At 68.2% G+C, this 12,694-nt stretch carries 9 protein-coding genes; 4 read left to right on the forward strand and 5 right to left on the reverse strand.

Annotated features, from left to right (window positions below; all coding sequences use genetic code 11):
• Positions 1–356: 356 nt before the first annotated feature.
• Entirely contained in the window at positions 357–764 is a 408-nt protein-coding gene (locus V3B25_RS17855; protein WP_032968393.1) for a YciI family protein, read from the forward strand.
• Here V3B25_RS17855 and V3B25_RS17860 read toward each other — a convergent pair.
• Entirely contained in the window at positions 742–2,823 is a 2,082-nt protein-coding gene (locus tag V3B25_RS17860; protein ID WP_329811108.1) for a gluconolaconase, read from the reverse strand. The genes V3B25_RS17855 and V3B25_RS17860 overlap by 23 nt on opposite strands.
• 165 nt (positions 2,824–2,988) lie before the next feature.
• Between V3B25_RS17860 and V3B25_RS17865 the strand changes: the two genes are divergently transcribed.
• A complete protein-coding gene (locus V3B25_RS17865) occupies positions 2,989–4,509 on the forward strand; it encodes a hypothetical protein (protein WP_329811109.1) in 1,521 nt (506 codons plus the stop codon).
• Positions 4,510–4,557: 48 nt separating this feature from the next.
• Here the strand turns inward: V3B25_RS17865 and V3B25_RS17870 are convergent, their stop codons facing one another.
• Both V3B25_RS17870 and cycA read right to left on the reverse strand, forming a co-directional pair.
• The gene (locus V3B25_RS17870; protein ID WP_329811110.1) at positions 4,558–5,334 is read right to left on the reverse strand and encodes a lytic transglycosylase domain-containing protein; all 777 of its coding nucleotides are present in this window, start codon (positions 5,332–5,334) and stop codon (positions 4,558–4,560) included.
• A 218-nt stretch (positions 5,335–5,552) separates the two neighbouring features.
• Positions 5,553–6,926 (reverse strand): D-serine/D-alanine/glycine transporter, encoded by a 1,374-nt coding sequence (gene cycA / locus V3B25_RS17875; protein WP_049399140.1) that lies wholly within the window; start codon positions 6,924–6,926, stop codon positions 5,553–5,555.
• Between the two features lie 228 nt (positions 6,927–7,154).
• Between cycA and V3B25_RS17880 the strand changes: the two genes are divergently transcribed.
• Positions 7,155–8,771: an EAL domain-containing protein gene (locus tag V3B25_RS17880; RefSeq protein ID WP_329811111.1), complete on the forward strand. Its 1,617-nt coding sequence runs from the start codon at positions 7,155–7,157 to the stop codon at positions 8,769–8,771.
• Between the two features lie 324 nt (positions 8,772–9,095).
• Here V3B25_RS17880 and V3B25_RS17885 read toward each other — a convergent pair whose 3' ends face one another.
• Positions 9,096–10,280 carry an MFS transporter gene (locus V3B25_RS17885; protein WP_329811112.1) on the reverse strand — a complete coding sequence of 395 codons (1,185 nt, stop codon included), beginning with the start codon at positions 10,278–10,280 and terminating at the stop codon, positions 9,096–9,098.
• Positions 10,277–11,455 carry a serine hydrolase domain-containing protein gene (locus V3B25_RS17890; RefSeq protein ID WP_049424765.1) on the reverse strand — a complete coding sequence of 393 codons (1,179 nt, stop codon included), beginning with the start codon at positions 11,453–11,455 and terminating at the stop codon, positions 10,277–10,279. The genes V3B25_RS17885 and V3B25_RS17890 overlap by 4 nt, the downstream gene beginning before the upstream one ends.
• A 228-nt stretch (positions 11,456–11,683) precedes the next feature.
• Between V3B25_RS17890 and V3B25_RS17895 the strand changes: the two genes are divergently transcribed.
• Complete coding sequence (locus tag V3B25_RS17895) at positions 11,684–12,583, forward strand: LysR family transcriptional regulator (RefSeq protein WP_032130406.1); 900 nt, start codon at positions 11,684–11,686, stop codon at positions 12,581–12,583.
• The last annotated feature ends 111 nt before the right edge of the window (positions 12,584–12,694 follow it).

Raw genomic sequence — 12,694 nt, forward strand, 5'->3', positions numbered from 1 at the left:
CCCGCTTTCGCTCTTGTTGTTGATTTCCCGTGGTGGTTCGGCGACCGGAATCTGTCAGGGGTCGGGGGGGGGGGGGTGTGTGGGGGGAGGCGGCCCCGCAGGGGGGGGGCCCCCCCCCCCGCCCCCGGCCCCCCGCCCCCCCCCCCCGGCCGCGCGCCCCCGCCCCCCCCCCCCCCCCCCCCCCCCCCCCCCCCCCACCCACCCTCTGAAACCCAGCTTTCAGCGACCAACCCACCCCCACCACGGAGGGGCTCCGCCGTTCGCCGTCCCCGCCGAAGGCGCGCCTCCCGCGCTGCAACATGCCCACGCGCCATCCTGCGCCATCATGGACACCCCGCCCCCGCCAGGACCGTCCCATGCAGCAGTACCTGCTTCTGATCTACATCGAGCCTGCCCTGCTGCAGGCCCTGCCCACCGAAGAATTCAACGCGCTGATGCGCGACTGCCTCGCCCACGCCGACAAACTGCAGGCGGAAGGCACGCTGCTGGCCGCGCAGAAGCTGCAGCCAGTCGACACCGCGCAGACCCTGCGCGTGCGTGATGGCCACAGCCGTGTATTGGATGGCCCGTTCGCGGAAACCCGCGAACTGCTGGCCGGCTTCAACCTGATCGTCGCCCGCGACCGCGACGAAGCCATGCGCATCGCCCGCGATTTCCCGTGGGCACGCTTCGGCAGCATCGAGGTGCGGCCGCTGGAAGACATGGACGCCGAGCGCGAACGCTGCGGCGCCCCGGCTGCGGCTATGGCAGCAACCGTACTCTGATCTCGCGCGGGCCCACGCCTTCGTTGCCGCTGTAGTCGCGCACGCTGGCGCGCACGGTGTACTCGCCCGGTGGCAATGCCGCCGGCTGCCAGCGCCCGGTTTCCATCAGGCCATCACGCACGGTGTTGGTGGCGAGGTAGCGGAAGCGGGTCACCGCACTGCCATGCACGGTGATGCCGCTGTCCGGTGCATAGGCCACGCGCACCGCTTCGGTCTGCGGCGGCATGCGGTTGAACACGATGTTCCAGCGCGGCTGCTCATAGCCCTGCAGCGGCTGCCCGGCAGCATCGAGGATCTGGTAGCCCACCTGGTACATGCCCAGCCGGCGCCGCGGCAGGTTGTTATCAACCTGGTCCCAGGCCTCGACCACGATCTGCACGCCACGTCCCTGCCGCGCCAGCATCACCACGCCGTCGCTGCCCGCCGCCAGTGGCTGGTCGTTGTCGTCCAGCAGCGCCACATCGGTGATGCGCGGTGCGAAGTGGTCGGCGTAGTTATGGAAACCCAGCGCCACGGCGTTGGTTTCGAAGCCGCCGGTGCCCACCGCCAGGTGCACGTGCGCCTGGTTGTTGATGCTGCCCAGGCGATCGCCGACGTGGATGCGCGTGCCGCGACGCACGCGCATCCGCTCCAGCTTGCCCTGTTCGTCGTACAGCGCCTGCCAGCGCGCATCGAACGGCTGGTCGCGCGGTGTGCGGCCGACCCGCATGTGGATGTACTTGAGGCGGTCCACGGCCAGGCCCTCGGCCTGCCCACCCAGGCTCCACGCCGCTACCGGGCTGCTGATCTTGCCATCGGCGATCGCCAGCACGGTCTGGCCGACATCGCCGCGCACATCGAAACCGCCGTGCAGGTGGTGGCGGCTCTCGCCCTTGAAGTTGCCGCGCACTTCGCCCAGCGTGCCGACCACTTCATGCCAGCCATCCTGGGGTGCCAATGGCCAGCGCCCACCGGTGTCCGGCAATGCTGCATCGGCAGCGGGCCCGACCAGCGCCGGTGCCGGCAGGTCACCCACCGGCAGCGGGCGCAGGCGGTGCAGGCGATAGCTGGCGGAATCGGCGACCAGCACGCTGCCATCGGCATCCATCGCCAACCCACTGGGGCGGGCCAGGCGTGGCAGGCGGCCGTTGCCCACCAGCGCGATCTGGTGGCCCTGCGGTGTTACCTGCACGATGCGGCCATCAAGGTCACCCACGTACAGCACGCCGTCGTGCGTGGTGGCCAGCGACAGCGGCCCATTGATCACGCCGCCATCGCCCAGCAGCGTGCTGACCATGCCGTCGGCACCGACCCGACGCACCGCGTTGTTGAACAGGTCGGCCACCAGCAGCGCGCCGTGCGCATCGAAGGCCAGTGCCACCGGTGTATCGAAGCGTGCATCACCCGCCAGGCCATCGGCCAGCCCCGGGCGCTCGCCGCCGGCCAGGGTACGCACGTTGCCATCGGTACCAATCACCCGGATGCGGTCGTTGAAGGTGTCGGCCACATAGACCTGACCCTGCGCGTCCACCGCGATGCCCATCGGCGCATCGAACCGCGCCTGCGCGGCAGAGCCATCGGCGTAGCCCTGTTCGCCACCGGCCAGCGTGGTCACCTGGCCATCGGTGCCGATACGGCGGATCGCGTGGTTGCCGGTGTCGGCCACATACAGGTTGCCCTGCGCGTCGGCGGCGATGCCCGACGGCGTATTGAAACTGGCCTGCAGTGCAGGGCCATCAATGCGCCCCTCGCCCTGCCCGGCCACGGTCTCGATGCGGCCATCCGGCAGGCGGCGGCGGATCCGGTTGTTGTCGCCGGCATCGGTGAAGTAGATGCTGCCATCTGCACTGCGCAGCAACGCATACGGATCGGCGAAACGCGCCTGCGCGGACGCGCCATCGCGGTCACCCGGGTGGCCATCGCCGGCCAGCGGCTCGATCTGCGCGGTCCACGCCAGCGGCGTTGGAACCGGGCCTGCCGGTTCAGCCGGCGTATGCAGCGGCGTCTCCCACCAGGTCGCGGCCAGTGCCACTACGGTCGCCAACGCTACGCCTGCCGCCATCCATTGCCACCGTGCCATCGTGCTGCGCTGCCTGCCTGCTGTCTGAAGAGGCACCGACAATAGACGCTGAACGCAGGATCCGCCACGGCCAAACGTACTGCCGGATACCAGAGTTCCATGCGTCGCGCTTGTTCTCCCTGGCTACAGCGGGTTCAATGCTCTTCCCACGGATGGAGATCCTCCATGCCCCGCATCTTCCCCCTCGCCGCCCTGCTGGTGGCCGCACTGGCCAGCACGCCGGCCTCCGCCTCGATCTCGGTAGCACCACAGAAGCCGTCAGTCACCGCCGATGCGATGCACCAGGCCTATGCCACGCGATGGGATGAGGCGATCCAGCAGTCACGCAGTGGCAACACGCTGGGCGCACTGATCGCGATGGAACGGCTGATGGAAGATCCGATGCTGGATGACTTCGATGCTGAACATCGCGGCCGCGCCGCTCAGGTGGCCGGCTGGACCGCGATGGTGCAGAAGAAGCCGGACCAGGCTCGCCGCTATCTGCGGCGCGCGCAGGAGGCACTGCCGGACGATGCGCAGATCCTGCTGACCCTGGTCTCGGTGGAACTGTCCGAGAACCAACCGGCGCCTGCCACCAAGCACCTGGTGCAGGCGCTGAAGCATGCCGATGCGCCGTTGCCGGTGGACCACCACGCGATCAACTACCTGCAGTTCCGCCTGCGGGACCAGCCGCAGCAGCGTATGGAACTGCTGCAGGCACTGTTCGACAACGGCTGGAAGAGCGGCGGCCTGGAACCCACCGGACTGTGGCTGGCACTGGCCACGCTGCAGGCCGACAACGGCCGTGGCGAGGCCATCCCCGCGACCCTGGCCCGCATCTCCGCGCCCGCCGAAATCATCCGGCTGCGCAGTGACAAGCGCTTCGATCCCTATGTCGACCGCGCCAACCCGCGCTTTGATCCCGTGCAGGCTGCACAGAAGCACCTCGACGAACTGCGGGTTTCCGGCCTGCTCGACCGGGCGCTGGACGCGCGCATGGCCGAGTTCAGCAGCACGCTGCTGATGCTGGACCGCAACGAGGAAGTGCTGGCGCTGACCGATGGCATGGCCGCTGCGGCCGCCGAAGGCGAGGCGCCTTCGGCGGCGGAAGCCGAATGGATGGCATGGCTGCTCAACAGCCGGCTCACCGCGTTGCGCCGGCTGGGCCGCAACGAGGATGCGCTGGCGGCAGCCAAGCTGGCCGCACGCATCGGTGCACTGGGCCCCGATGGTGCCGAGCACCAGTTCAACGTCGGCTTCGTGTTCAGTTCGCTGGGCCGCATGCAGGATGCCGCCACGGCAGTGAATGACATGCCGGGCCTGGCCGGTTACGGCAAGGCGGCCCAGGCACTGCTGCAGTTCGTTGCCGCCCGCGAACGCGGCGATGCCCAGGCAATGGACGCCGCCCGCTCGGTGATCCTTGCCCAGCGCGACGACGCACGCCTGTTCCATCGCGAGATGCTGCTGGACGAAGGCAACCTGGACGGCGCAGCCGCAGTGCTGATCGAACAGCTGCGCTCCCCCACCGACCGTGGCGAGACGCTGGCCTCCCTGCAGGACATGCGCACCTACCCCTCGCTGCCCGGTGACGTGAAGATCGATGCGGCCTGGCGTGCGCTGAAGCAGCGCGCCGACGTGCAGGCCGAGGTGGCACGCGTCGGCCGCATTGAGCGCTACGACCTGGTCAGCGCTTCCACTTCGCGCTGAGCCGATTTTCTGTGGCGCCGAGCGTGGGCTCGGCACTACACCTTCCGCCTAGCGGGCTGGAACCTCGGTACGGATGCCCATCGCTTCGCGGTAGCGTGCGTACAGGGCCATCACCTTGTCCACGTAGGCCAGGGTTTCGGCATAGGGCGGCACGCCCTTGTAGCGGGTGACCGCGCCGATGCCGGCGTTGTAGGCGGCCGCTGCCAGCGGCCGATCACCGTTGTAGCGACGCAGCAACGCGCGCATGTAGCGCGCGCCGCCATCGATCGACTGCTGCGGCGAGAACGGATCATTCACCCCGTACTCCTGCGCGGTGTCCGGCATCAACTGCATCACGCCCTGTGCGCCCTTGCTGGACACCGCCAGCGCATCGAAGTTGCTTTCGGCATGGGCGATCGCGCGCAGCCACGCGTCATCCACGCCGGTGGCCTTGGCGGCGGCCTTGAACTGCTTGGCATGCTGCGCCAGCTGCGGCTTGCCGACCTTGCCCAGGCCTTCGTGCGCAGGCTCACCCGGCGGCGTAGCCATGGTGAACTTCAGGAACACTTTCGAGCCGGGCAGGTTGCGGGTTGAATAGACCAGCACGCCATCCTGCTCGCGCTCGTACAGCACGCCGCTGAACACGCCCATGTTGCCCCACAGATTCGGGGTCTGGATGGCGTTGTCGTCGATTTCCTTCGGGGTGCAGCGTGAACCGGGTTCCGGCGCGGTGGCCAGGCTGACGGTGTTGCCCTGCACGCAGCGGTAGACGGTGCGCGCGGCGGCCAGCCCGGGCCATAGGCTGGGCAGCAGCAACAGCGCAAGCAGGAGAGGGCGACGGAACATGGCGGCCGGATCATCCGGCCGCGCCCGCTAATGCTGGGTGAATGGGGGTCGGCAGGACTGCGCCCTGCACCCGTGGTAGTGCCGGCCGCTGGCCGGCAACCTCAACAGCAACGGCAACGGCCGATTTCCTGCGGGGGTCGGATCCCGTTGCTGCGCAACGGTCTCTGACCCCACTCCAGAGAGATCTCTGGATCAATCGATGGAACACAAACGCTGGGTTACTTCGCGGTCCTCCGCCGCACCCAGTACCCCACACCCAACAGCACGAACCACACCGGGCTGGCGACCAGCGCCTGGCGGGTGTCGGCCTGCAGGCTCAGCAGCACCAGCACGGCGGCGAAGAACACCAGGCAGGCCCAGCACATGGCGACGCCGCCGGGCATCTTGAAGATCGAGGCAGCGTGGCGTTCCGGGTAGCGGCGGCGGTAGGCCATGTAGGCCACCAGGATCAGCGACCAGACGAAGATGAAGAGCACGGTGGCCAGCGTCGTCACCAGGGTGAAGGCGGTCACCAGGTTCGGGATGAGGTAGATCAGCAACGTGCCGCCCAGCAGGCACAGGCACGAGAACAGCAGGCCACGGGCGGGCACTGCGGCGCGTGACAACTTCGACAACCCGCGCGGTGCGTGGCCCTCTTCGGCCAGACCGTACAGCATGCGGCTGGTGGAGAAGATGCCGCTGTTGGCCGAGGACGTGGCCGAAGTCAGCACCACGAAGTTGATCAGGCTGGCGGCGGCGGGAATGCCGGCCAGCACGAACAGCTGCACGAACGGGCTCTTGTCCGGCACCACCTGGCGCCACGGGGTGACCGCCATGATCGCGATCAGCGCCAGCACGTAGAAGATGATGATGCGCACCGGGATCGAGTTGATCGCCTTCGGCAGGTTGCGCTCGGGGTCTGCGGTTTCGGCGGCGGTGGTCCCCACCAGCTCGATGCCGACGAAAGCGAACACCGCGATCTGGAAACCGGCGAAGAAACCGACCAGTCCCATCGGGAACATGCCGCCGTCATTCCACAGGTTCGACAACGACGCGGTGTGGCCACTGGGCGAGGTGAAGCCCCACGCCACCAGACCGGCGCCGGTGATGATCAGCGCACAGATCGCCACGATCTTGATCAGCGCGAACCAGAATTCCATCTCGCCGAACAGCTTCACCGTCACCAGGTTCAGTGCCAGCAACAGCAGCACGCAGGCCAGTGCCGGTATCCACGCATCCAGCCCAGGGAACCAGAACTGCGCGTAGGCGGCAATCGCGATCACGTCGGCGATGGCGGTGACGATCCAGCAGAACCAGTACGTCCATCCACAGAAGAAGCCGGCCCAGGGACCGAGCAGATCGGTGGAGAAATCGATGAAGGATTTGTACTGCAGGTTGGACAGCAGCAGCTCGCCCATCGCGCGCATCACGAAGAACAGCATCGCGCCGATGATCAGGTAGACGAAGACGATGGACGGGCCGGCCAGGCTGATGGTCTTGCCCGAGCCCATGAACAGGCCGGTGCCGATGGCACCACCGATGGCGATCAACTGCAGGTGGCGGTTGGACAGGCTGCGGCGCAGGTGCTCGGGGGGCGTTGCGGGCTCGGTCATGGGCGTGCACTGGGGCGGGCGAAGCGTTCGACGTTAGTCCTCCCCGGCCCGGAGCGCCAGCGCTGGACGGCCCGATTGCGTCAATCATGGTCGCTTTCATCACATTGTGACCGAATACCGGATTCGTCCCATTCCGCCCGGCCCGGCGTCATGCTCAGATAGCCGCATCTGCCCAAGGATCGGCCCGACCATGTGCCCTGCCCTGCCCGCCCCGCTGGAGCCCCGGCCTTGAGTCGGCTGCGCGTGATCATTGGTGGCACCGCGCTGGCGCTGCTGGCCGCGGCCGTGCCGATCGCGGTGATGGCCTATGCCACCTGGGACCGTGCAGTCAGCGTCGAGCAGCAGCGGCTACGCGACATCGCCGGTCGCGCCCTGCGCCGCGCCGACCAGTCCTACCAGGAAGCGCTGGCGGCACTGCAGTCGGCCGAGGCCAGCGCCCACGACGCCTGCGGGCCCGACCATATCCGGCGCATGCAGACGCTGGTGATGACCTCGCCGTCGGTCGACCAGATGGGCTACTTCGAGGGTGGCAAGCTGCGCTGTACGTCGTGGGGGCCGTTCCTGTCCGACGTCAACCAGCCCAAGGCCGACCACGTCACCAGTGATGGCGCCGGCATCGCCGTGGATGTGCGCCCCGAGGCCAGCGGACGGCGCCAGGTCCTGTCGTTCCTGTACGGCAACTACGACGTGCTGGTCGATCCGCGCCGCTTCGTCGATGTCATCGCCGACCCGAACGTGCGCCTTGCCCTGGCCAGCCCCGATGGGCGTCTCCTGGCCAGGCAGGACGGCATGGATCCGGCATTGCTGGAGACCCTGCTGCGCACCCCCGATGAAGGCTTGGACCACCACACCCTGTATGCCACCGCCCGCAACGAAGAGTGGTTGGCGATCGCGACCATGCCGCGTACCGCGCTTGCCGCGACCTTCCGCCAGCAGGCGTGGCTGTTCGTGCCGATCGGCGTTCTGCTGGCCGCTGCCGGTGCCGGCCTGGTGATCTGGCTGTCGCGTCGCCGCCTGTCCCTGCGCGGCGAGCTGGCCACAGCGATCCGCCGCCGCGAGCTGTACCTGCACTACCAGCCGATCATCGAGCTGGATACCGGCATCTGTGTCGGCGCCGAAGCGCTGGTGCGCTGGCAGCGCCCGGATGGCACCCAGGTGCGGCCGGACCTGTTCATTCCGCTGGCCGAAGAGGCCGGCATGATCGGCGCGGTCACCGATCTGGTGATCGAGAACGTGGTGCGCGACATGCGTGAACTGCTGGTGGCCGACCGCAGCGCGCACATCGCGATCAACCTGGCCGCCGAAGATATCAGCAGCGGCCGTGCGTTGAAGATGATCTCCAAGCACATGGCCGGCAGCGGCATCCTGCCGCAGCAGATCTGGATGGAGGCCACCGAGCGCGGCTTCCTGGATCTGGACCGCGCCCGCACGATGCTGGCGCAGGCGCGTCGGGCCGGGCACAGCGTGGCCATTGACGATTTCGGCGTCGGCTTCTCCAGCCTGCAGTACCTGGAACAGCTGCCGCTGGACGCGTTGAAGATCGACAAATCATTCATCGATGCGATCGACACCGAGAGCGCCACCAGCCCGGTAACCCCGCACATCATCGACATGGCCAAGGAGCTGGGCCTGTGGGTGGTGGCCGAGGGCGTGGAGACCGAGGCACAGCTGGCGTATCTGCATACCCGGAAGGTCGAGTTCGCGCAGGGTTGGCTGTTCTCGCGGCCGCTGCCGCGGGATGAGTTCGTGGTGTTCCATCACAAGCGGCAGCAGCGCTATGGCGCGGCGCGGGAGCACATGCAGAATCCGCGCAGCGTGCCGATCGAGCGTGAGGGGATCGAGTAGGACGGCCAACGGCAGAGCCCCTCGTGGTGGGTCGCGCCCAGTGGATCCATCAGTTGGGGCCGGGTGGATGGGTCGCGCAGGGGGCGCTGCAAGTACGTCCATGTAAGCTCGGTCGCCGCATCCATGCGGCTCACGCCCCTGCGCAACCCACCCACCCGGCCACGGACACATTGGGGCGGCGTCCCACCACGGAATCAACAGAAGAAAGCAAAAGCAAAAGCAAACGCGGGTCGCTGCGCTCGGTGGATCCACGCCATGCGTGGATGGCGTGGACCACGGTAGTGCCGGCCGCTGGCCGGCACCTCGGTAACGTCTGGTCTGCGCCTACGCCCAGGCCTTCGGCCGTGCCAGCAGCCACGCCACGCTCACCGCCAGCAACAACAACGGCAGCCATCCCAGCTGGCTCGGGCCGCTGGCCTGCAGCAGTACGCCGCCCGCTACGCCGCCGGCTGCAATCGCCAGGTTCCAACCGGTCACCAGCATCGACTGCGCCAGATCCGCGGCAGCACCCGCGCGACGTGCCAGTGCGGTCTGGAACAGGGTTGGCACGGCGCCGAACGCCACGCCCCACAGGATCGTTGCCAGCAGCAGCGGTGTGGCCTGTCCTGGCCACAACAGCAGGGCCAACACCGGAAGAATGAAACCGATCACGGCCGCCCACACCAGCGTGCGCAGATAACGGTCCACTCCCCAACCGGCAATGCCGATACCAACGATGGCAGCCACGCCGAAGGCCAGCAGCAGGCGGTCCAGCCACGGGCCGGCGCCGGCCTCCACCGCCAGCGGTTCGATGTAGGTGTACAGCACGTTGTGCGCCAGCACGTACAGCACCATCACCGCCAGCGCGCTGCGCACGCCGGGCATGCGCCACACCGTACCCAACGACGTGCGCTGACCGGCCGCGGCCGCCGGTAACGCCGGCAATGCCCTGCGCGCGTACGCCAGCAGGCCGACCCCCAGCACGCTCATCAACGCGAACGCCCAGCGCCAGCCGATCTGCTGGCCCAGCAACGTGCCCGCCGGTACACCCAGCGACAGCGCCAACGGCGATCCAACCATCGCCACCGCGATTGCCCGGCCCTGCAGCGACGGCACCACCATGCGCGCCGCATAGCCGGCCACCAGCGACCACAGCAGGCCACCACTCACACCGGCCAGGAAACGCGCGGCCAGGATCAGCGGATAGCTGCTGCTCACGGCGGTCAGCGTGTTGACCACCACGAAGCCGGCAATGGCGGCCAGCAACAAGGGGCGTCGTGGCAGGCGCTGGGTCAGCGCGGTCATCGGCAGTGCGGCCATCACCGATCCCAGCGCGTACACGCTGACCAGCTGACCCACCGCCGCATCACTCACGCCCAGGCTCTCGCCCATCGGCCGCAGTACACCGGCCGGCAGGGTTTCGGTCAGCAGGGTGATGAAGCCGCCACCTGCAAGCGCCAGCAAGCCGGCCCACGGCAGGCGTGTAGCTTCGCCGGCAGGACTCGCCGCATCAATGGCATAGCCGCTCATCGTGCAGCCTCCAGATCGGCGTAGACCGCGTCACGCAGTTCATCGACGAAGGCGCCATCCATGCCTTCGTACAGGGTGTTGGTCAGCGCCACCACGCTCAGCCCACGCGCAGGATCGACAAACCAGCTATGGCCGTAGGCACCGCCCCAGCGCCAGGTGCCTTCGCTCTGTGGCGTGCCACTGGCGGCGGCATCGCGCAGCACCGCAAAGCCCAGCCCGAAGCCCCAGCCGGCCGGTTCCGGCGGCCCCTGCTCGCCCACCTGCGGGGTGGCCATCGCCGCCACCAGCGCGGACGGCAACAGATTCGAAGCTTGCACATCGCGCAAGGCCTCCAACACCGCCATCACCTCGTCGGCGCTGCCAATCAATCCAGCACCGGCCGAAGGGAAACGGCTGGCATCGGTGGCGCGCGCGAGGCTGTACTCGATGCCGACGGTGCCATCGAATGGAGCGACCACCTCGCCTTCCTGCAGGCGATGCGGCTGCGGCGCGTCGGTGACATAGGGCGTGGCCAGCCGTGCGGCATCATCGATGGCAAACGCGGTATCGCGCAGGCCCAGCGGCGTGGCCAACAGGCGTGCGAACAATGCCTGCAGCGTTTCACCAGTCGCGGCTTCAGCCACGGCGCCCGCGACGTCCACGCCCAACGAGTACAACCATTGGCTGCCCGGCGCGAACAACAGCGGCGCCTGCGCGATGCGATGCACGTTGTCGGTCAGCGTCAGCGGATTCGCATCCATGCCATCGCTGACGCCGGCCTGTGCGTACGGGCCATCCGCATCTGCTTCGAGGAAGCGGTAACCCAGCCCGCTGCTATGGCTGAGCAGTTGGCGCAGGCTGATCGGCGGCGTGCTGCCATCGGCCAGCGCCGGGCGGAAGTCCGGCAGCCAGCGCTGTACCGGCGCATCCAGGTCCAGCACGCCTTCGGCTACCAGGCGCAGGATCACCGTGGTCAACAGCGGCTTGCTGACCGATGCCAGCCGGAACAACTGGTCGCGCTGCATCGGCGTGGCCGACTCGCGATCGGCCAGCCCGGTCGCGCTGGCGTGGCGCAGCACACCGTGCTCGCGCACCAGCACCACCGTACCGACCAGGCGCTGTGGGTGGACCTGCTGCAGCAGCCGCTGCACCGACGGCAGCGTCGGCGCAGGTGCAAGGGAAGGAACAGCGTTCATCGCGGTGATCCGTGGGGAGAGGCCCGCCACGTTAGGCACCACGCCCTCGTGCAAAAAGCCGGTTGCGGCTCCGGGCATCATGGACCGTGCAGTCCGCAATCGGCATGATGGCCGGAACTGCAAGGCCGCAACGGGCTCCACACCACTTCGCACCACAGTGTTGCGATGGCGGAGCCGTCCGCTACAGCCGCGCCGACCTACCCTGCCGCTTTCATTGCCCGCACACCCATGTCAGTCCTGGACAACCTCGCCAATCTGCAGACCTTCGTGCACGCGGCCGACACCCGCAGCTTCGTCGAGACCGGGCGCCTGCAGGGCATCTCGGCCTCGGCCGCCGGCAAATGCGTTGCCCGGCTAGAACAGGCACTGGGCGTGCGCCTGTTCCACCGCAGCACGCGCAGCATCACCCTCACCGCCGAGGGCCAGCTGTTCCTGGCACGCTGCCGGCGTATCCTCGACGAACGCGATGCCGCGCGCACCGAGCTGGCGCAACCGCATGCCGCACCAAGTGGCACGCTGCGCATCGGTCTGCCGCTGGTGGGTGATCTCACTCTGCCGCTGATGGCCGAGTTCATGTCCGCGTATCCGGACATCCGCCTCGATCTGGATTTCAGCGACCGCCTGGTCGATGTCATCGAGGAGGGTTTCGATGCCGTGCTGCGCGTCGGCGAGCCCAGCGACTCACGCATGAACGCACGACGCCTGGGCGTGTTCCCACGCCGCATCGTCGCCTCGCCGGCGTACCTGCAGCGGCGCGGCACGCCGCGCACGCCGGCCGATCTGATGCAGCACACTCTGCTGCACTATCGCTTCCCCAGCACAGGCAAGCTGGAACTGTGGCCGATCCACTGGCCCGACCATGAAACACCGCAGGAACTGCCGGTACACATGGTGGCCAATACCATCGAAGCGCGGGTGGCGCTTGCATTGCGCGATATTGGCCTGGCCTTCGTGCCGGTGCACTCGGTGCGCGATGCACTGGCCGATGGACGCCTGCTGACCGTGCTCGACGAGCATGTGCACTCCTGCGGCATCTTCCACCTGCTGTGGCCGTCGGGCCGCCACGTGCTTCCGAAGCTGCGGGTATTCATCGACTTCGTCAGCGCGCGCCTGGAAACCGTGCCGTAGACCGGTAGATCCGCGCTCGATGGCCGTGCCACGTAGAGTCGAGGGGGGGGGGGGGGGGGGGCGGAGGGCGGGCTGACACGGGGCCCAGACCAGACAGAGCGCCGGCGCGGG

This window comes from Stenotrophomonas sp. SMYL8 (assembly GCF_036320065.1).
In the GTDB taxonomy this organism is placed as follows: domain Bacteria; phylum Pseudomonadota; class Gammaproteobacteria; order Xanthomonadales; family Xanthomonadaceae; genus Stenotrophomonas; species Stenotrophomonas maltophilia_A.

What these genes read in the sequence shown, in the direction of transcription:
- V3B25_RS17870 (WP_329811110.1), bottom strand. Translation starts at nt 5,334, where the DNA reads ATGTTCCGTCGCCCTCTCCTGCTTGCGCTGTTGCTGCTGCCCAGCCTA.
- V3B25_RS17885 (WP_329811112.1), bottom strand. Translation starts at nt 10,280, where the DNA reads ATGAGCGGCTATGCCATTGATGCGGCGAGTCCTGCCGGCGAAGCTACA.
- V3B25_RS17895 (WP_032130406.1), top strand. Translation starts at nt 11,684, where the DNA reads ATGTCAGTCCTGGACAACCTCGCCAATCTGCAGACCTTCGTGCACGCG.
- V3B25_RS17865 (WP_329811109.1), top strand. Translation starts at nt 2,989, where the DNA reads ATGCCCCGCATCTTCCCCCTCGCCGCCCTGCTGGTGGCCGCACTGGCC.
- V3B25_RS17890 (WP_049424765.1), bottom strand. Translation starts at nt 11,455, where the DNA reads ATGAACGCTGTTCCTTCCCTTGCACCTGCGCCGACGCTGCCGTCGGTG.
- cycA (WP_049399140.1), bottom strand. Translation starts at nt 6,926, where the DNA reads ATGACCGAGCCCGCAACGCCCCCCGAGCACCTGCGCCGCAGCCTGTCC.
- V3B25_RS17860 (WP_329811108.1), bottom strand. Translation starts at nt 2,823, where the DNA reads ATGGCACGGTGGCAATGGATGGCGGCAGGCGTAGCGTTGGCGACCGTA.
- V3B25_RS17855 (WP_032968393.1), top strand. Translation starts at nt 357, where the DNA reads ATGCAGCAGTACCTGCTTCTGATCTACATCGAGCCTGCCCTGCTGCAG.